Origin of the sequence: Acinetobacter sp. YH16052 (assembly GCF_013417155.1) — a bacterium.
GTDB lineage: Bacteria > Pseudomonadota > Gammaproteobacteria > Pseudomonadales > Moraxellaceae > Acinetobacter.
In genome coordinates, this window is the sequence record NZ_VPEO01000016.1 from 13,585 (window position 1) to 33,868 (window position 20,284).

At 42.9% G+C, this 20,284-nt stretch carries 18 protein-coding genes; 6 read left to right on the plus strand and 12 right to left on the minus strand.

The window, feature by feature from the left end:
• Nucleotides 1-21: 21 nt before the first annotated feature.
• The 4 genes from FTV42_RS11460 to FTV42_RS11475 all read right to left on the minus strand — a co-directional run bounded on the left by FTV42_RS11460 (nt 22) and on the right by FTV42_RS11475 (nt 5,760).
• A complete protein-coding gene (locus FTV42_RS11460; RefSeq protein ID WP_180038830.1) occupies nt 22-1,119 on the minus strand; it encodes an ABC transporter permease in 1,098 nt (365 codons plus the stop codon).
• A 41-nt stretch (nt 1,120-1,160) separates the two neighbouring features.
• Nucleotides 1,161-2,762, minus strand: a complete 1,602-nt coding sequence (locus tag FTV42_RS11465; RefSeq protein WP_180038831.1) for an ABC transporter ATP-binding protein — start codon at nt 2,760-2,762, stop codon at nt 1,161-1,163.
• A gap of 120 nt (nt 2,763-2,882) precedes the next feature.
• Complete coding sequence (locus FTV42_RS11470) at nt 2,883-3,983, minus strand: BMP family ABC transporter substrate-binding protein (protein WP_153567093.1); 1,101 nt, start codon at nt 3,981-3,983, stop codon at nt 2,883-2,885.
• A gap of 721 nt (nt 3,984-4,704) precedes the next feature.
• Nucleotides 4,705-5,760: an aromatic ring-hydroxylating dioxygenase subunit alpha gene (locus FTV42_RS11475; RefSeq protein WP_180038832.1), complete on the minus strand. Its 1,056-nt coding sequence runs from the start codon at nt 5,758-5,760 to the stop codon at nt 4,705-4,707.
• 279 nt (nt 5,761-6,039) lie between these two features.
• Here FTV42_RS11475 and FTV42_RS11480 point away from each other — a divergent pair, with 279 nt between their 5' ends.
• A complete protein-coding gene (locus tag FTV42_RS11480; protein WP_180038874.1) occupies nt 6,040-6,963 on the plus strand; it encodes a LysR family transcriptional regulator in 924 nt (307 codons plus the stop codon).
• An 81-nt stretch (nt 6,964-7,044) separates the two neighbouring features.
• Here FTV42_RS11480 and hpxO read toward each other — a convergent pair whose 3' ends face one another.
• The gene (gene hpxO / locus FTV42_RS11485; RefSeq protein WP_180038833.1) at nt 7,045-8,202 is read right to left on the minus strand and encodes an FAD-dependent urate hydroxylase HpxO; all 1,158 of its coding nucleotides are present in this window, start codon (nt 8,200-8,202) and stop codon (nt 7,045-7,047) included.
• Nucleotides 8,203-8,413: 211 nt separating this feature from the next.
• Here hpxO and alc point away from each other — a divergent pair, with 211 nt between their 5' ends.
• Entirely contained in the window at nt 8,414-9,418 is a 1,005-nt protein-coding gene (alc, locus tag FTV42_RS11490) for an allantoicase (protein ID WP_180038834.1), read from the plus strand.
• 12 nt (nt 9,419-9,430) lie between these two features.
• On the plus strand, nt 9,431-9,928 hold the full coding sequence (locus FTV42_RS11495) for an ureidoglycolate lyase (protein WP_180038835.1): 498 nt from the start codon (nt 9,431-9,433) through the stop codon (nt 9,926-9,928).
• 57 nt (nt 9,929-9,985) lie between these two features.
• Here the strand turns inward: FTV42_RS11495 and FTV42_RS11500 are convergent, their stop codons facing one another.
• The 5 genes from FTV42_RS11500 to puuE all read right to left on the minus strand — a co-directional run bounded on the left by FTV42_RS11500 (nt 9,986) and on the right by puuE (nt 14,142).
• Complete coding sequence (locus FTV42_RS11500) at nt 9,986-10,699, minus strand: outer membrane protein OmpK (RefSeq protein WP_180038836.1); 714 nt, start codon at nt 10,697-10,699, stop codon at nt 9,986-9,988.
• A 127-nt stretch (nt 10,700-10,826) separates the two neighbouring features.
• Nucleotides 10,827-12,185, minus strand: a complete 1,359-nt coding sequence (locus FTV42_RS11505; protein WP_180038837.1) for a nucleobase:cation symporter-2 family protein — start codon at nt 12,183-12,185, stop codon at nt 10,827-10,829.
• Between the two features lie 30 nt (nt 12,186-12,215).
• Nucleotides 12,216-12,536, minus strand: coding sequence for a hydroxyisourate hydrolase (gene uraH, locus FTV42_RS11510; protein ID WP_180038838.1), 321 nt, complete (start codon nt 12,534-12,536; stop codon nt 12,216-12,218).
• Nucleotides 12,533-13,036: a 2-oxo-4-hydroxy-4-carboxy-5-ureidoimidazoline decarboxylase gene (uraD, locus tag FTV42_RS11515; RefSeq protein ID WP_180038839.1), complete on the minus strand. Its 504-nt coding sequence runs from the start codon at nt 13,034-13,036 to the stop codon at nt 12,533-12,535. Before uraD ends, uraH begins: the two co-directional genes overlap by 4 nt.
• Before the next feature lie 143 nt (nt 13,037-13,179).
• Nucleotides 13,180-14,142 (minus strand): allantoinase PuuE, encoded by a 963-nt coding sequence (puuE, locus tag FTV42_RS11520; protein ID WP_180038840.1) that lies wholly within the window; start codon nt 14,140-14,142, stop codon nt 13,180-13,182.
• Between the two features lie 310 nt (nt 14,143-14,452).
• On the opposite strand from puuE, the gene FTV42_RS11525 reads away from it, so the two are divergent.
• From FTV42_RS11525 to FTV42_RS11535, 3 genes are all read left to right on the plus strand, one after another.
• Nucleotides 14,453-15,502, plus strand: coding sequence for a Rieske 2Fe-2S domain-containing protein (locus tag FTV42_RS11525; RefSeq protein WP_180038841.1), 1,050 nt, complete (start codon nt 14,453-14,455; stop codon nt 15,500-15,502).
• Between the two features lie 249 nt (nt 15,503-15,751).
• Nucleotides 15,752-17,056, plus strand: coding sequence for a type II toxin-antitoxin system HipA family toxin (locus FTV42_RS11530; protein ID WP_180038842.1), 1,305 nt, complete (start codon nt 15,752-15,754; stop codon nt 17,054-17,056).
• Nucleotides 17,049-17,330, plus strand: a complete 282-nt coding sequence (locus FTV42_RS11535) for a helix-turn-helix domain-containing protein (RefSeq protein ID WP_180038843.1) — start codon at nt 17,049-17,051, stop codon at nt 17,328-17,330. The genes FTV42_RS11530 and FTV42_RS11535 overlap by 8 nt, the downstream gene beginning before the upstream one ends.
• A 203-nt stretch (nt 17,331-17,533) precedes the next feature.
• Here FTV42_RS11535 and FTV42_RS11540 read toward each other — a convergent pair whose 3' ends face one another.
• Together FTV42_RS11540 and gabT are read right to left on the minus strand one after the other, a co-directional pair.
• A complete protein-coding gene (locus tag FTV42_RS11540) occupies nt 17,534-18,982 on the minus strand; it encodes an NAD-dependent succinate-semialdehyde dehydrogenase (RefSeq protein ID WP_180038844.1) in 1,449 nt (482 codons plus the stop codon).
• 16 nt (nt 18,983-18,998) lie between these two features.
• The gene (gene gabT, locus FTV42_RS11545; RefSeq protein ID WP_180038845.1) at nt 18,999-20,261 is read right to left on the minus strand and encodes a 4-aminobutyrate--2-oxoglutarate transaminase; all 1,263 of its coding nucleotides are present in this window, start codon (nt 20,259-20,261) and stop codon (nt 18,999-19,001) included.
• Nucleotides 20,262-20,284: the final 23 nt, after the last annotated feature.

Consider the following 20,284-nt stretch of genomic DNA (forward strand, 5'->3'; position numbering starts at 1 on the left):
TTTGCTGTAGACAACATTGGATTAAAGGGTGGTTGTTGTGGGCTGAGGGACCGGTGACGCCATTTTTTTGCTAAAACGGTAACGGTTTTCAATTAATGCATCAGAAGCCAACAGGAAAAACAACAGCAGGCCCTGGAAGATACCGGTAATCGCGACCGGAAGCTGGAGCTGCATTTGTGCCATTTCGCCGCCCAGATAAATCAGCGCCATAAAACAGCCTGACAGCACAATACCGATTGGGTTTAAACGCCCTAGATAGGCCACAATAATCGCTGCATAGCCATAACCTGGGGACAGGTTCGGATTCAGCTGACCAATAGGTCCAGCCACTTCACAGATACCGGCAATACCTGCCATCATTCCGGAAATCACCAGACTCATCCAGATCGCTTTGGAGGAAGAAAAACCTGCGTATTTGGCAGCTAAAGGTGCCTGACCGCTGACTTCCAGTTTATAGGCCGTCAGACTTTTACGCATAAAAACCCAGAACAGGACCACTGCAAAAAGAGTGATAAAGATAGAGGCATTAATGCGTGTGCCTTCTACAATGAATGGCAGCGTTGCACTCTCACTAAAAACCACCGATTGTGGGAAGTTCATCCCTTCAGGATCACGCCAGGGACCATTGACCAGGTATAGCAACACACATACTGCAACATAATTCATCATCAGGGTGGTCAGGGTTTCTTCAGCATTAAAATGGGTTTTCAGTAAGGCAGGAATTGCGCCCCAGAGTGCCCCACCGAGTGCACCCATAACGATCATTAAAGGGAGAATCCACCAGCCGATTTGATCATGAAATAAAATCGCAATACCACCGCCAAAAATTGCCCCGATGGTGAGCTGACCTTCAGCACCAATATTAAATAATTTGGCCCTAAACCCCACCGCCAGTCCCAAGGCGATTAAAATCAATGGTCCGGCTTTGACTGCAAGTTCACTCCAGCCATAAGATGATGTCAGTGGTTCAATAAAGAAGATGTACATCGCTTGCGCGGGATTGATGCCTAGCATTAAAAACAGAATACTGCCGACAATCAGCATGGCCAGCAGTGCAATGAGCGGTGAAAGCCACTTCATGATTTGAGAGGGATGTTCACGCGGTTCCAGTAAATGCATGTCGCTCTCCTCTCAACCTGTATATTTGTTTTTTGGCTATATTAAGCATGAGCTTGCTGCTCCTCTACTATGATCGCAGTGTCATGGCTTGGAATGCCTGACATCAAGACTCCAACATTTTCAGTATTCGTTTCATGGGTAAGTATCGCTGGAGATAACTCACCATTGGCCAAGACACAGAGACGATCACTGATTTCAAACAGCTCTTCTAATTCTTCTGAAATCACCAAAATGGCAACACCTTGTCGAGAGAGATCGATCAGGGTTTGCCGGATAAACACGGACGCGCCTACATCGACGCCCCAGGTCGGTTGAGCCACAATCAGGAATTTCGGGTTTTGCAGAATTTCCCGGCCCACAATAAATTTTTGTAAATTTCCACCGGACAAGGAACGCGCTTCTGCCTCTGGGCCACCGGCTTTCACCCCGAATTTTTCAATACAGTGCTCGGCAAAAAGCTTACATTGCGCAAACTTGATTAATCCCCATTGCGTCAGATTCTGCCGAAATGCAGTCAGCAAGGCATTCTGGGACAGTGTCATGTTCGGGACTGCTCCTCGGCCCAAACGTTCTTCAGGTACAAAGCCCAGGCCCAAGTCACGCCGTTGTCCGGGACTGAATCGGGAAATATCGATTTGATCCAGAACCATCCGGCCATGTTTCAGGCTGTTTTCACCCGACAATAAAGACAGTAATTCTGCTTGCCCATTGCCAGAAATCCCGGCAATTCCTACAATTTCACCGGCACAAATATTTAAATTGATATTTTTCAGCGATACACCAAAAGGATCATCGGACTGGTAATTGAGATTCTCGACCTGAAATAGCACCTGTTTTTCACCTGTATATTCAGGGCGTACATAGGTCGGTAAATCATGGCCAATCATTAAGCGCGCTAAATCACTGGTGCTGTTGTCTTTGGGCTTAACATTTCCGGTCACACGACCATTACGCAAGATGGTTGCTTCATCACAAAGTTCTTTGATCTCATGTAATTTATGACTGATATATAAAATTGAAACGCCTTGGGAGGCCAATAAACGCAAGGTTTTAAACAGTCGCCGTACCGCTTGTGGCGTCAGTACCGAGGTAGGTTCATCTAAAATGATTAAAGCGGGATTTTGCAAAAGGCAGCGAATAATTTCGACACGTTGCCGCTCACCTACCGATAAAGAATGTACTTCGCGGCGTGGATCAATGGGTAAACCATATTGTTCTGAAACTTCAATAATTTTTTGGCTCAGGACTTTTAAATGAATCTTTTCATCCAGTCCCAGCAAAATATTTTCCACCACGGTCAAGGTTTCAAATAAAGAGAAATGCTGATAGACCATGCCAATCCCGAGTTTTCTTGCCATCGACGGGTTATCAATATGAACTTCTTTACCGTTCCAGAGGATTTGTCCTTGATTGGCCTTGGTTGCCCCATAAATGATTTTCATCAGGGTACTTTTGCCAGCACCATTTTCACCCAAAATGGCATGAATTTGCCCAGGTTGAACGGTTAAATGTATCTGGTCATTCGCTTTCAATGAATTGTAACTTTTACAGATATTGATGAGCTGTAAACGCGGTACACCTGAAGAAGAACGTGCGTTCAACTCTTGCGCATGAGCAGATCTATCGTGTTGAGAGGTCATCATCAGTGCCCTATTCAATGCTGTGACAGTGCGGCATCCATCTGAAGCGTGCAGGCATTCAGATGGATGCGGGAAAGTACATCAAAGTATTTAAAGTTTTTTGAATTGCAAAATGACAAAGCTTTATTTCGGTAATGAACCCTCTACGCCCTTCACGTAGTAATTCATTTTGCTTAGTGCCGCATCATCTAGGCGCTTGCCCTTTGCCAAGACCAATGTGCCATCCTGTTTATGAATCGGGCCGGTAAATGGATGCAGTGTGCCTTTTAAAATGCCATCACGTACGCTGAGCGCTTTTGCTTTAGAGGCTGCCGACACTGAAGGACCAAAGCTTTCGATATCGACGGCTTTTTGTTTTACGCCATACCACATTGCACTTGGTTTCCAGGTTTTCTTGCTGACTTGCGTCATTACCGGAGTATAAATCTTTTCCCAATGTAAAACCGATGCAGCAAGATGCGCTTTAGGGCCAAATTTGCTCATGTCAGAATCCCAGCCAAAAGCAAAGACACCTTTTTGTTCAGCCGCCTGTACCACTGCTGGAGAATCGGTATTTTGCATCAGCACATCTGCGCCTTGAGCAATCAAAGCCAAGGCTGCATCACGTTCTTTGCCCGGGTTAAACCATGAATTCACCCAAATGACTTTGGTTTTAATTTTTGGATTTACACTTTGTGCACCGAGGGTATAGGCATTGATATTACGGATAACTTCAGGAATCGGAAAAGACGCAACTACACCCAAAACATTATTTTTGGTTTTTTGCCCTGCGACCACACCCAGCATATAAGCACCTTCATAGGTACGGACATCGTAGACCCCTAAGTTTTTGCCTTGCTTATAACCGGTTGCATGCATAAATACTGTATTGGGAAATTGCTTGGATACTTTCTCCATTGCATTCATATAACCAAACGAAGTCGCAAAAATGACTTTATTGCCTTGTTGTGCCAGGTTGCGGATCACACGTTCGGCATCTGCTGTTTCAGGGACATTTTCGATATAAGAGGTTTTATATTTTCCTGCGAGGGTTTTTTCAGCCTTAATCCGGCCTTGATCATGAGAATAAGTCCAGCCATGGTCGCTGGTTGGACCAATATAAACAAACGCGGCTTTATCTTGGGCCTGAACATTCGCGACAGCGGCCATGCTCATTACACCGCTTGCCATTAACACCCCTACCAATTTTTTCAATCCGGTTTTCAAGCTATTTTTTTCTTTCATTCTATTCTGCTCTTGGTTGTTCTGTGTCATGCAACACATGCTTTAAAATGACTTCACGCAAATGTGCTCAGTCTGTTCAATATATAATTAGCAATAAGCATTCCAGTTTTTATTAAAAATAATAAAAATAGGGTTTTAAAATAAGATATTTTTGTTTTTTATATTTAATAAAAGCGTACTTTTATTAAATTTATAAATACTAATTTTATAATTGATCCTAAAATTTAATTTGATGAAAGGATTTTTTTATTTTTGCTTATAAGTGGTGCGATAAAATAAAATGCCTTAAATTTGCACATTCCTTTTTTTAATCCAAGCTTCATGTTTTTCATGAGCAAAGATAAATGTAAATGATAGAACCATGTATTGAGCTTCATTGATGGAATGGAGTTGTTTTTTGATATAAGCTATTAATATTAAAATAGATTAATAGTATTTTTTAATAATTGGATTTAGCTTGTAATGCACCGAAAGATTGATGTTTTACAGATATTGTTCTTTTCTCTCCTCATTGAAGGAGGTTGGAAATCGCTAATCGAAGCTTGCTTAGATTGATTTATTTTAATTTCCAAATTTTGACAATCTTAATCAATTTTAATTAAAGAATAAGGAGATATAAATAATATTTTGATCATTCAAAAATAATATAAATAAAAACCACCATATTAAAATATAGGGTTTCTATTCAAAATTTAATCTATATTTTAAATTTTAAGATATATTAGACAACATAACGTTTACTTAATCCCCACTCGGCTAAGATTCGACGGTAGGTCGTTGAAGAGCGATCCGCTTCAAAATGCGCTTCCATGGAAATATCGAGCGGTAATTCCTCAGGTTTCTGGCTTTCCACCATGTCCTGATCTTCGGCAAAAATTTGTGCATTGAAGTCATATACCGCCTGTAAATCTCCTGTGGTATCGAAGTTGCGTGTCAGTGGCACAAATAAACGGGTTTTATTGTGTGAGATCGGACAACAGGCATTGAGAATTTTTAATAGTCCCTGTTCTGGGAAATGTACGGTAAGTACTGCAGAAAACGGCGGATAGACATCAAATACACGTTTCCATAAAAAGCCTTCTGGCGCCAAATGTTGCATACCATGCGGATAGTTGCTGACACTGCTGACATATTCGGTATGCAGGCCGTAATTTGTACGTTCTGTCGTGTATTTGGGTACAACCTGATTTTCAGGATCTGCGAAAGAACCCTGATGAACCCAGGCAAAATGTGCAACATCAATAAAGCCTTCCAGTTGACGGCCACTTGAGCCGCCAATATCCACAAACGGCGGTAAAATTGCCTGATGATCTGGCATCTCCCAGGTATCTAAAACAGGAAAATTGGCTTTTGCTTCGTCACGGCCAAAAATACTGGTCCAGATCAAGCCATATTTTTGCACTACTGGAAATTTGGTCAGAGAAAAGCGCTCAGAAATGTTGGTCAGCTCGGGTTGTGCAGGAATTTTGATACATTTTCCCTGGCCATTATAGTGTAGACCATGATAAGGACAGACCAGATTTTCACCCGAAACCCAGCCTTTGGTTAAGGGTACACCCCGATGTGGACAGATATCTCGGACCAGATGAATATCGCCACTTTCTGTTTTGTACAATGCCAGTTTGACATCAAGCAGGGTTACTTGTTGCGGTTGGGTAGAAACGTCCTGAATCCGTGCAACCGGATACCAGTGACGAGCCAGAATGTCCCAGTCCTGATCATCAAACTGGCTATAGCAGGGTTTGTTGAATAAATTGATGACTGGAATGGCGTTCATATAAAACCTATAGTCTTTCTGTGGATGGTCTCTTTTTACAGGCCTTGAACAGTGCATAACTGTGCAATTTTAGCTTTGCTTATGATTGAAATTACTGAATTTATTGTCATTCTGTCTATTAGAATGATTCGTACTATTCATTCTTGAAATTAGAACACATCAACCATGTACAAATGTACTTGCCGATTAAAGCTGCCTTCTTTGGCATAAAACTCGCATAAACACGTTTATCTCAAATATTGATATGAATAAAAGGTGGTTCTTCGCTTGACTAAATTAATGAATACGCCTTTTTCCCGATTTTCAGAATATTTTCTCGCGGTGGCGAAAACGGGAAGTTTACGCAAGGCCGCAGATCAATTATTCATTTCCGTGTCTGCAGTACATCGGCAAATTGCTCTGGCTGAAGAAGAACTGGGAATTGTGTTATTTGAGCGCTTGCCCAATGGTTTAAAATTGACACTGGCGGGCGAATTACTCTATGCCGATGTTATGAAATGGCAAAAAGAATTCCAGCAAACCCGGATTCGCTTTGATGAAATTCAGGGACTTACGCGTGGGACCATCGAATTTGGTTTAATTTCTGCTTTAAATGATGGTTTTGTCATGCAGTCCGTGCAATATATGTATGAACATTATCCCTGGATTAATTTTAATATCCGGGTCGCAGACAGTGAGATTATCGCCAAGAAGATCATGGATGCAGAATTGGATTTTGGTTTGATCTTGAATCCAAAAGCACACCAACACCTTGAAGTGGTTCATTTTTTAGAATTGCCTTTAGGTTTTGTGATGGGTAAATCACATCCTCTTGCTCAAGCAGAAAAGATTTATTTTTCCGATACCTTGAATGACAACCATTTTATTCCGGCCGACCCCCTGATTATTCATGATTATGTACAGGCACTGTATAAACATCATCAATTTATACCCGCACGTAAAACGGAATCGAATGATATCCGCCTGATGAATACTCTCATTAAGGCGAATACCGGGATTGGAATTTTTAGTTATCTCGATGTTTTACCGTATGTCGAGCGAGATGAAGTGATCTTTAAACCTATCTCTGAAAAAGGGCTGCATCCGCTGACCATTGCCCTCTGTGTGGCGCCTAAACGCCAGATTTCACGCGTTTCCCAGTTGATGATCAAACATATTATTGAACAAATGGAAGCCTTAAAAAGCAAGGTGCAGCAACTGTAGTATTTTCATACCTAAATAACAAAAACCGCGATGGCCAAAATCGCGGCTTTTATTCAATATTAATGCTGAAATTAACTGTTTTTAATCCAATGGATTTCCCACAATATTGCTAATAATCCCTTTCATAATATGCGGGCCTTGCTCTTTACGCAGGTCTGCATACCAGTCTTTGGTAATTTGTTCATCTTTCATATGCGTGACATCACAACGCTTACGTGCACGTAGCAGCAATTCATTGGCGCGTTCATTGCGTTTATTCTGATAACGTTTCAGGGCATCTTCCAGACCTAGCGTATTAATTTGTAAGGCACGTGCCAGATAGACCGCATCTTCCATTGCCTGGCAACCTCCCTGTCCGATATCCGGTGTGGTGCTATGTGCCGCATCCCCTAAAATTACCACACTGCCCTTATAAAACTGGGTAAAAGGCTCAATATCATGGATTTCGACACGATTGGTTTCCTGCTCATCAATACTGTCAATCAGACATTGAACCTGGGAGCACCAGCCAGAGAAATACTGTTTTAATAGGGTCTTATATTCCGAACGCTGATTTTCCAGACCTGCCGGCAATGGCACATCAAAGAAGAAATAAAAGCGATGCTCTGCCACAGGCATCAGTGAAGCACGTTTGCCTTCACCGACAAAAGTGGTCCACTGCTGTGCGGGCGCTAAATCTTCAGAGATCTCAATCAGTCCGTTCCAGTTCACATAGCCGGCATAACGGCGTTCAACCTGTTTGCCCAATACATACTGACGCGTCATGGAATGGGTACCATCTGCGCCAATTAAGAGTTCTGCAGAAGCAGTGCTGCCATCCTGAAAACCGATTTCGACGTGCTGCCCCTTATCCTCAATAAACACCATTTTTTTACCGAGCTGAATATCCTGCCGGCCAAACTCGTCCATTAACATATTTTGTAATTCAGCACGCGATACCGGATATGGACGTTGACCGACTTCTTCAATTAACGGCGCCAGACTAAACTGCGTCATGACCTCACCATTCAAACCATCGATATAGGCTAAGTCATTCATTTGGCCACCCAACTTTGCAACCTGCTCAGTTAAGCCCAGATAGTTCAAACACTTCACCCCGTTTGACCACAAGGAAATTGCAGCACCGACAGGTAAAATCTGTTCTGCCTGCTCATAAATGGTGACTCGATGTCCGAACTTTTTTAGTGCAATTCCTGTGGTTAATCCGCCCATACCTGCCCCAATAATTGCAATTTCCATCTATTTCTCCTGGCTATTTCATCTTCATTGCCAGCTAAAATGCTAAAAACGTGCCATCCTTGAAAAAAGATGCACTAAAAAAATTGCGAAAGTTGGCATACGCTGTGCTTTTAAATTCCTTCAATGTCCTGTTTTATAAATACAGAAGACCTAAATTTGTATTTATAAAAGTGCATATTCATGTGACGTATACCAATGATGGAAATTTAAGATGGCGACCTTATTAGCTCCAATTTTTGATCTGCCTGCTCCAGTACAGCAGTTAACTAACCTTGCAGATGCCCGAATTGGCGCAGAAATTCTTGAATGTTCAGATGAGTTTTTTGCTGAAGCAAAACGCATGTTGCAATTTGAGGCACCGGTCTTTATCGAAGACAAGTTTGATGAGCATGGCAAATGGATGGATGGCTGGGAAACCCGTCGCAAGCGCCACACGGGCTATGATTGGGCCATCATTAAACTTGCTGTTGCAGGTCAAATACAGGCACTGGATATTGATACGACTTTTTTTAGCGGTAATTATCCGGCCTCTGCTGCTGTGCAAGCATGTTATGCGCCAGATGGAAATCTTGATCAGGCAGAATGGATCAGCATTATAGAAAATAATGTCTTGGGCCCCAGCCAGCATCATATTGTTCAGATTTCAGCAAAGCAGATATTTACCCATGTCCGTTTGAATATTTATCCTGACGGTGGGATTGCACGTTTTAAGGTCTATGGTCAGGTAAAAATCAATCTGCAAGATAGTAATCAAATGCTAGATGTTTTGGCACTAGAACATGGTGGCCGTGTCGTTGCCTATAGCGATGCGCATTTTGGACATCCACGCAATCTGATTAATCCGGGACGTGGCATTAACATGGGCGATGGCTGGGAAACCAAACGGCGTCGTGCTCCAGGATTTGACTGGTGCATTTTGGCTTTAGGCGCCAGTGCCCGAATCGAGAAAATTGAAATTGATACCGCCCATTTTAAGGGAAATTTCCCTGCAGAGGTTTCTATTCAAGCCATCTATGTTGAGGATGCAGCCGATGAGCAACTCATTCCACAAAGCATGTTCTGGCCTTTTTTGTTAGCAGCCCAACCTATGCAAATGGATCATATTCATCATTACATCAATGAAATTTTACAACACGAAAAAATTTCCCATATTCGTGTCAACATGATTCCGGACGGTGGCATCAGCCGGATTCGTCTCTGGGGAAAATTGGCTTGAGTGATCAATGATATGTCTATGCAAAGTATAAAAATACAGCCTTTAAGCACTGAAAGTTTTCTGCCTTTTGGAGAAGTCATTGCCTGTCAGGGTAATCATTATTTTCATATCAATGAGCAGCAGACTGAGCGTTATCATGCCTTGGCTGAAGTAGAAAGTGATGCCAAGGTTGGACTGAGTATTTTTAGAAATATGCAAGCCACGGCAATTCCCTTTCATATCTCGATGCTGGAAAGACATCCTCTGGGTTCACAGGCTTTTATTCCAATGCACGGCCAGCAATTTTTAATCGTTGTAGCGCCTGAACTTGATCATACACAGCCCGATCTCAGTCTGATTCAGGCATTTATCAGTGATGGTTCTCAAGGGATAAATTATCGTGCCGGAACATGGCATCATCCTTTATTGACGCTTGAAGCATCCAGTGAATTTGTCGTAGTGGATCGTATAGGCAATGGGTCAAACTGTGATGTTTATACTTTTCCTGAAAACATCCAGATCGTATTTTAAACGCATTAAAAAAAGCCCTTTTATCAGGGCTTTTAACTTATTTCTTCATCACTTTGCCTAGAAGTGATATTTCACTAAAGCACTGACATTATTTTCATCGGCATTTGGGATACCGAATTTGTTGTTCCAGATAGAATGTTCAATCCCCAGATATAAATTGGTGTCTGGAGAAATGTGTTTACCGACATTCCATTTCCATTGGGTGGTCCAGTTCATCTCGCTGTCATGAGTATCTTCTTCTGTAGACCAGTCCAAGAAGCCATCCACCAGAAATTCTTCAGCTCCCAGTTTAATTGGCACGCCATAGGTCAGTGTCAACTGGTAATCATCATCAATATTCTCATTATTCACGCGATAAAGGTTAATGCTGGCATAACGGAAATATGGAATATCCAGATCGAAACCTACGCCGTACAGGAAGTTATCAAAACCCTCTCCACCTTCCCAGGTCGTTGAAACCAGTACATCTTTAACCGGACCAAAGGCAAGCTTCTGACCCGACACTTCACCCAAGCTCAAACGTGGTGAAAATTCAAAATAACTTGATTTAAAGTCATCTGCACCGCGCATACGGTCAATGAAGAAGAAGACATCTGCATATTTTACTTTTGCCGTATATTCAAAGGTCGCAGTCGCCTGTTTCTCATCGACCACCTCATAGTTTTCTCCATAAAGTCCGGTGACACTGAAGTCTTGCCAGATCGGTTTTGCCTGTGCGGATGCCGCACCCAATACAAGTAATGTTGCAGCAGTAAGTTGAGTGAATTTCATAAATAAGGGTCCCCAGTGGAATGAAAAAATCACATTCTGAATTAAGCAAAAACAAAGCCAACATTTTTAATTTTTGATAAAAAAACAGCCCATTTTCCTGGACTGTTTTCATTCTGGTTTAAATTTTCTAATGTGGAAGCTTTGCCACAATTTCTGTAGTTGCTGTACTTTTATTTTTAAATAGGTTCAGATGATTGAACAACAGGTTGAGTAAAATGGCCATTAAGCAGGTTGAGCTGATGCCTGAATGAAACAAGGTTTGTACCCATTTTGGAAAATTGGCATAAAAGGAATGATCAATAATTGGAATCATACCGGCAGCAATAGCGGTCGCAACAATGATGAGATTTTTTTGCTCGTTATAATCAATTTTAGCCAAGGTACGAATCCCGCTTGCAGCGACTGTTCCAAAAAGTACCAGACCTGCACCACCTAATACCGGTACAGGAATGGCAGCAATCAAACGTCCCATAATGGGCAGTAAACCCAACACGACTAAAATCATGCCACCCGCAGCGACCACAAATCGGCTTTTAATTCCGGTAATCGCCACCAAGCCGACATTTTGCGCAAAAGCACTTTGCATAAATGAACCAAAAACCGGTGCCATCGCACTCGATAACATATCGGCACGCAAGCCATTCGAGATACGATCCGCATCCACTTTGGTACCTACAATCTCACCCACTGCAATGATATCTGCTGTGGTTTCGGTCATAATCACGAGAGTAACGATGAGCATGGAAATAATGGCTGTGAGCTCAAAAGTCGGTAGTCCAAAGGCGAAGAAGCTAGGTACCTGAATCCATGTCCCAGTCGCAACTTTAGAGAAATCACCAAAACCGAATAAATAGGCCAGTACTGAACCTAAAACAATTGCTAGAAGAATAGACAAGCGACGGATAGCGGCCTGTCGGCTCAAATTCAGGCAAATTACTAAAGCCAAGGTCATCAATGCCAGACCAATATTCTCGACACTTCCCCATTCTGGTGCCTTGGGATTGCCGCCCATCATCCAGCGGACTGCCACCGGCAATAAAGACAAACCAATGATAGTAATGACGCAACCGGTCACGACTGGTGGAAAGAAACGGATAATTTTGGAAAAATAAGGTGCGAGGAAAAAACCGATCAATGATGCGACAATGACTGCACCGTAGACGGCTTGCAAACCACCGCCTGTAGTCACAATCGCCACCATCGTTGCGACACCAGCAAAAGAAACCCCTTGCACCAAAGGTAGTTTTGCACCGATATATTTCACCCCAACGGTTTGCAAAATTGTGGCTAAACCACCGACAAATAGCGCCGCCGCAATCAATAATCCAATTTGATAAGCTTCTAGGCCGGCTGCTGTTCCCACGATTAAAGGTGGTGCAATAATTCCGCCATACATAGTCAGTACGTGTTGCAAACCGTAAGCTGCACTTTTTCCCGCACCTAAATATTCATGTTCAGGTGATATTGTTTTACTTTGTTCTGTCATTTTTCTCACCCTCAAAGTCTAAATATAAAATCAGCTTCCGCGATATGTGGAGTACGCGAATGGGCTGATCAGTAAAGGAATATGAAAATGCTGGGACGCATCTTTCACATAAAAATGAATAACTGCTTTAGGAAAAAAAGTTTCTAAACCCGAATTTTCAAAATAGGCAGATGTAAAGAACTCAAGACTATAGATACCTGTTTTTAAATCGACTATGCCAAAATCACTGACGCGGCCGTCTGGATTGGTTTTTGCTTCAGCAAGCAAGCGACCGTCTTCAGCAAAAAGTCGTACCACCACGTCTGTCGCAGGTTTTCCCAGATGTGTATCTAAAATATGCGTGCTAATCATGCATGAAGCTCCTGAGCCAGTCGTGACAAGGCAATTTCTGCCAGTTGATGATGGACAATACGTTTCTCAATCTCTGGATCATTTAGCAAACGATAGTTCAGGGCTTGAAGGACGTCTTCACTGCTCAATCCAGCAGCTTTGATCAGAAAGATAAACCCATATTTTTTTTCATAGGCAAGATTGCCTTTAAGTAGAGCGAGCTGGGTATCTTTATCTGCTGTAATACCGGATTGTTCACGATGGGAAAAGTCTTTTTCTATTTCACTTAATTCAGCCTGTGCCTGTTTTTCACCTATACGGGGATGATTATCCAGTGCAGTTTTAATCTCATCCCAACTCCAGGTCGCCGCTTGTTGTTGCGCTGCATTCAAAATATCCTCAAGCGATGCATAAGGACGTTTTGCGGCAAGCTCGGTTGACCAGCTGGGTATTTGCACACAGTGCTTTAAAAAGATCATCGCATCTTCTGCTGATGCTTGATTAAATTCAACAAGTTGCACTATTCAATCGCCTGATTATATTGCTTGGTTATTTAAAACTGGTTTTGCAATAACAGTGCCAAAGCTGATGTGTTTATTATTTTTATAAAGTACATGACTCAAAAAAGAGCATCTAAACTGATCTTTTCCAATATATTTTATGATTATGGCGCATGATGGTTATACCAGTGCTCGGCAATATCCCCACGGCGGCAAATCCAGACCTTGTCATGATTCTGAATATAATCTAGGAACTTTTGTAGTGCTTTAAAACGTCCCGGCCGTCCTAAAATACGGCAGTGCATGCCAATCGACAGCATTTTTGGCGCAGTTTCGCCTTCGGCATAGAGCACATCAAAAGCATCTTTGAGATATTGATAAAACTGTTCCCCGCTATTAAACCCGCCCGGTGAACTGAATTTCATGTCATTGCTATCCAGGCTATAAGGAATAATCAAATGCGGACGTGTTTCCCCTGCCTGATTGGTCAAGGTGCTCCAAAATGGCAAGTCATCTCCATAGTAATCAGCGTCATATTTGATGTGAGGAAATTCAGCCAGAAGTTGACGGGTGTTTGGACTGTCCCGACCGGTATACCACCCAATAGGCGCTTCACCAAACAGGCTTTCCAGAACACTGATCGCCTGATCCATATACTGACGTTCAAGTTCAAGCGGCATGTCCTGATAATGTAGCCAGCGCTGCCCATGTGAAACCACATCATAATGAGCTGATTTAATCGCCTCGACCACATAAGGATTACGTATTAAGGCCATACCGACTCCAAAGATAGTCATCGGCAAACCACGTTTCTGGAACTCCTGATGAATCCGCCAGAAGCCTGCACGTGAACCATATTCGTACATCGAATCCATCGACATATGTTTGTCTGGAAAGCTGGCAGCACCGATGATTTCAGATAAAAACTGTTCTGACCCCGTATCACCATGTTCAATGTGGTTTTCACCACCTTCTTCATAATTCAGCACAAACTGTACCGCGACACGCGTGCCGTTTGGCCATTGCACTTTTGGTGGTTCGCCATGATAACCAATCAGGTCACGCGAATAAGGTGCACTGCGAATGCTCTCGATAAGTTCTTGTCCGCGTAAGTAGCTAGTCTTCACATCAATTCCTTGTCGATTCTGAGTAAATGATCAATTTTCTATACGCGTGATAAGCAATTTATGCGCCAAACTAGAGCATTGAAACTGAGAGCACGCTTTTAAAAAAAATATTTTCAGCGAAATTTAAGCTTAGAAATATCCCATCTCAATATTTGCGTGGTTGAATATAAAAAACCTAGAAAGATGCTTATTTGTTTTCAATCGCCGGTCAGTGTTCTGATTTACGCAATCCTATGTCCTATTAATTGAAATTTCATAGAACACCTTGCTGTTTTATAGTCCAGCTAAAGGTCATGACACAGAACCCATTATGAATACAAATATCGCCGCTTTTAGTCCCGACTTACCAGTCCATATGACATTCGAGGAACATGACTGGCATCTTTTGGCTCAGTACTGGTATCCGATTGCACTTGCGCGTGATATTACAGATCAGCCAACAAGTAGCATGCTGCTTGATATGCCTCTGGTGATTTATAAAATGAACGATGAACTGGTGGTGGCGAAAGATGCATGTCCGCATCGCGGTGTACCTTTAAGCTTGGGAAAAAATGACGGCCAAGGCGTGGTGTGTCGTTATCACGGTTTACGCTTTGGCAGTGAAGGTAAATGTAACCGTATTCCTGCACATCCTCAGCATAAAATATCGGAGCGCTTCCATCTAAAAAGTTATGCTGCGGTAGAAAAATATGGTCTGATCTGGTGTTCGTTAAGCGCTGAAAAGGATGCAGAACCTCATATTCCTCATATGCCTTTTTGGAATGATGCTGAGTATCAGCAACTGGTCTGCCCTCAGATAGACATTCAATGTTTTGCAGGAAGACAGCTCGAAGGTTTTATTGATGTGGCACATTTTGCCTGGGTGCATCCCGATACTTTTGGTGATCCGGAGGATGTAGAAGTTCCTGATTACAGTACGACAGAAACGGAGGTCGGTTTTAATGCAGATTATATCAGCAGTGTGGGACGTTATCCGATCGGAATCGAGCAGCGTGGCCAGGAAGATTTTAAATGGTTACGTCATTTTGAAGTGAGCCTACCCTTTACTGCAACACTTACGATTCATTTTCCAAATCATGCCAAGCAGGTCATCATGAATGCGGCTTCACCCATGACTGCGCGTTCAACACGACTTTTTGCACCTATTTGCCGCAATTATGATAAAGATTTACCGGTTGAAGATGCCTATGCCTTTAATATGAAAATTTTCGAGGAAGATCGTGTGATTGTAGAAAATCAGAAACCTGAATATTTACCTCTGGACTTATCTTTAGAAGCGCATTTTCCGGCAGATCGAAGCTCGAGTATGTACCGAAAATTACTACGTAAACGGGGATTTAGTCCTTTATTTGCTGCTTAAAATTTTATTCAAAAGAAAGATTCATAATAAATAACCAGGGTTAGAGCTCCTCTGATATTTAAAAATTAATTGGGTTATATATTGATTTCTATGAGGATACATCTTGTTATATAGCCTCATAAGCCTTGTATTCTGGTGAAGATAAGGCCTTTTAGAACGATAAAGAACTTTAAGAAGATAAAATTAGTTTTTTATTAAAATAGGTATATAATAAATAAAATCACTTTACTTTACTATTTTAATAAAATTATGGATCAATATTGCACACTGCAGATTTATCAGGAAGATGAATGGCTGGATTGCGCTATTGTTGAGATTGTCGGTCAACAACAAACTGGATGGCAAGCAGCCACGCGCACATCATATCTATTTGAATATGCTATTTCTTATATGGACCTAAGCGATGGGCATGCGCTAGCCTATCATTTACCAGTAAATGTGCAAAATACATTGCAATCTACCTGGCCGGCCTTCCTGATGGATTTGTTACCTCAAGGTTATGGTCGTAAAGAATTACTCCGTCAGCTTAATTTTTCTGAAAATACTCAGGAACAAGCAGACTGGGCGCTTTTAAAAGCAGGTGCAGGCAATCCGATAGGTAACTTACGGGTGAAAGAGGCTTATGAATGGCTACAGGGGCAATTCCCTGTTCAGCAGAATCATGGCTTTAGTCTGGACCAAGTCGTAGAACGTCAAGAAAAATTTATTGAATCCTTAGCCTCTTATGGACTTTTTATTGCCGGTTCTTCTGGTATTCAGGGCGAGTGGCCAAAATTACTGTTAACTCAAGGTCACGATGACCTGTTCTATCTGGATCACACGCTGACAGATCATCAGGTCAAGCAGCATTGGCTGGTGAAATTCAGCCGTGGCAGTGATCAGAATTTAGATAAAATTTTGATGCACGAAGCCTTATATATGAAAATTGCCCAGTATCTGGGACTTCGTGTTCATAACGAACTGGAACTGCATGGCAAGACTTTATTCATTCCCCGATTCGACCGTAAGGTCATTGATGGGAAGGTTGAAAGAATCGCTCAGGAAAGTATTGCTTCTCTGGGAGGAAAAGCAGGTTTCGGGGTAAGAATGACCCATAACCAGATCTGTAGCCTGCTGATGCAATGCTGTACTGAACCAAAACAGGAAATTTTTGAATATTTGAAGCGTGATCTTGCCAATGTCGCTTTAGGCAATAAGGACAATCATACCCGTAATACAGCGATTCAACGTTTCAATAATGGAATCATTCAACTAACCCCATTATTTGATTTTGCGCCGATGTGGCTCCATCCGGATGGTATTGCCCGAACTACGCGTTGGGAACGAGATGACCATGGTGGTATGCCAATTTGGCATTCAGTCATTGAACAGATCGCCGAAAGCACGATGATTGATCCAAAAGAAATCAGAGTGGTGCTAATCGAGCAATTACCACTTTATCAGGGATTACTCGAGCACATGCAGTATCTGCAATTGGCACCTGAAATTCTGGAAAATAGCCAGTATCGAATTGATAATATTTGCCAACAATTGGAGGAGCTGAATCATGGATAAACGCTTCAAGCCACTGACTCCGATTCAACAGATGCAAAAGAGATTGTCTGTACTTGAAACCGTCAGTAACAATCCTGACTGGCCTTTTCATCAGGTTGCTCGCTTCATTCGTACCGAGTTGCACCTCACTCTCAATGATATGGCTAAAATTACCAAAATTGCCCCTCAAACTTTACAGAAAATGGAGCAACCGGAAGCTAATCCAACTCTCAAGTCTATGCAGAAATTATTGGATGCTTTTGGTTTAAAGTTAGAAATTAGAGCTAAATCCTGATGAAAATCTGATGCTTTAATTGATATTTAGGGGAATTTTAGAGAAGAAGAATGACTTAACAACTGAAAATATGCCCTGCTCCAATCTGTCTGTTAAATCCTTGCTTCATTACAGGAATCCCGGTTTAAATTAAACACGGGATTCACTGGAGGCTGACATTGTCTCATCAGTTTTTAATGAATACGTTTAATCTCTAAACGTCATTATGAAGAAATATCAACACATAAATATTTCATTTCAAGATATTCATCCATACCGAATTTAGACCCTTCACGGCCTAACCCTGATTGCTTGACTCCACCAAATGGCGCAACCTCATTAGAAATAGCTCCGGTATTAATTCCCACCATACCGTATTCTAAGGCTTCACCTACACGCCACTGACGTGCTGTACTTTGGGTAAATACATAGGTGGCCAGACCGAATTCTGTATCGTTCGCCATCTGAATCGCTTCTTCTTCTGTCTTGAAGCGGAATAACGGTGCCAATGGTCCAAAAGTTTCTTCTTTTGCTACACGCATCTGCTGGGTAACTTCAGTCAGAAGCGTTGGTTCGAAGAATGTACCGCCCAAATTTGAGCGCTGTCCACCGGTTTTCACTTGTGCACCTTTGCTCACTGCGTCGGCAATATGTGACTGCACTTTTTCAATCGCAGCCTCATCAATTAATGGACCTTGGGTAGAGGCTTCATCCCGGCCATCCCCGACTTTCAGCTTGGCAACGGCAGCCACCAGTTTTTCTACCAGCGCATCATAAATGCCATCTTGTACATAAATCCGGTTCGCACAAACACAAGTCTGTCCACTATTACGGAATTTACTGGCCATGATGCCCTGTACCGCCTGTTCAAGATTGGCGTCATCAAAGACCAGAACCGGTGCATTGCCACCAAGTTCTAAGGACAGTTTTTTGATGGTCGGCGCACACTGCTGCATCAGGATACGGCCGACTTGAGTCGAACCGGTAAAGCTTAACTTTTTCACGGTTTCGCTTTCACATAAGACCTGACCCACTTCAACCGCATCACCACTGACATACAGCAATACATCTTGTGGCAAACCTGCGCGCAAGGCCAAAACTTCAAGCGCATAGGCGGTTAAAGGCGTTTGTTCAGCCGGTTTAACCAGCATGGAACAGCCAGCAGCCAGAGCTGGCGCGGCTTTACGGGTAATCATCGCCGCCGGAAAATTCCACGGTGTAATGGCCGCTGTCACCCCAATCGCCTGCTTAATGGCCAATAAACGTTGATGGGCAAGCGTTGGAGTCAACACGTCACCATCAATACGGCGTGCCTGCTCAGCAAACCAGCGGATAAAGGAAGCAGCATAACCGATTTCACCCCGTGCCTCAGCCAGTGGCTTGCCCTGTTCAGCAGTCAGGATCTGAGCCAGGGACTCTTTATTTTCCTGCATCAGATCGAACCAGGCCCAAAGCACATCCGCACGTTCAAGTGCTGTCTTGGCTTTCCAGGCTTTCTGGGCTTTCTGAGAACGAGCAATCAGCTGTTCTACAGACGCCCGGTCATGGGATTTTACCCAGGCCAAAGTGGCTTGGGTTGCTGCATCTTTGACTTCAATATATTCATCCGTGGCAGGCTGATCGAAGCTGATATCAGGATGCTGTAATAAATCTCTATATTGCGCTTGAAGCATGATCATTACTCTTTTATTAGGCTGCGACAGACAGTGCAAACCCTTGTTTCAAGATAGCCAATCCCGCACGGAACTGTTCTGCCGGAATCGTGAGCGGGTATAGGAAACGGATTACATTACCATAACGACCGCAGGTCAGGATTAACAGACCATTTTGCATGGCATGGTTTTGTACAGCTTTTGCCTGTTCCGCAGTTTCAAGCTCAACCGCCACCATTGAGCCCAGTGCACGAATATCTTTGACCATGCTAGATGACATTTTCAGTTCATGTAAAACATCAACCAGTTCTGCGCCTAGATCATTCGCTCTTTCACAAAGACCTTCTTCTTCAATGATATCCAGTACCGCATGGGCAGCCGCAACAGCAACCGGGTTACCGGCATAAGTACCGCCCAATCCACCCGGATTTGGTGCATCCATCACTTCAGCACGACCCACAACGCCTGAAATCGGGAAACCGCCGCCCAGACTCTTTGCCATCGTAATCAGATCTGGCTTGGTTTCATAATAATCCATCGCAAACAGTTTACCTGTACGCGCAAAACCAGACTGTACTTCATCAGCAATCAGTAAAATGCCGTTTTGATCGCATAGTACACGCAAGCGTTTCAGGAATTCTGCAGGCACCACATTAAATCCGCCTTCGCCTTGTACAGGCTCAAGCACAATCGCTGCTACGTCATGCGCAGCAATATCTTCTGCGAAAATGTCTTCGATGCTTTGAATTGCATCATCAACACTAATGCCTTTGGATTCCACCGGATAACGGGCATGGAAAACACCACCAGGCATCACCCCAAAGTCGCGTTTATAAGGTGCAGTTTTACCGGTCATGGCCATCGTCATAAATGAGCGGCCATGAAAACCATTGCCAAAAGTCACGATGCCATGACGGCCAGTATGGGCACGGGCAATTTTAACTGCATTTTCGACAGCTTCAGCACCCGTTGAAAAGAAGGAGGTTTTTGCAGTACCCTGGATAGGAGCACGTGCATTGATACGTTCTGCCAGAGCAACGTAGCTCTCGTATGGTACAACCTGATAAGCCGTATGGGTAAATTTGGTTAATTGTTCAGTGACCGCAGCAATAATTTTAGGGTGGCGATGGCCAGTATTCAGTACGGCGATTCCGCCCGCAAAGTCGATATATTGATTGCCTTCTGCATCCCAGATGGTCGAATTTTCTGCTTTCTCTGCGTACCATTGACACATGACCCCAACACCACGTGGTGTCGCCTGCTGTTTACGTGCATTCAGTGCTGAGTGTTTACTGTCCATTTTGTATCCTCATTCTTGATTCA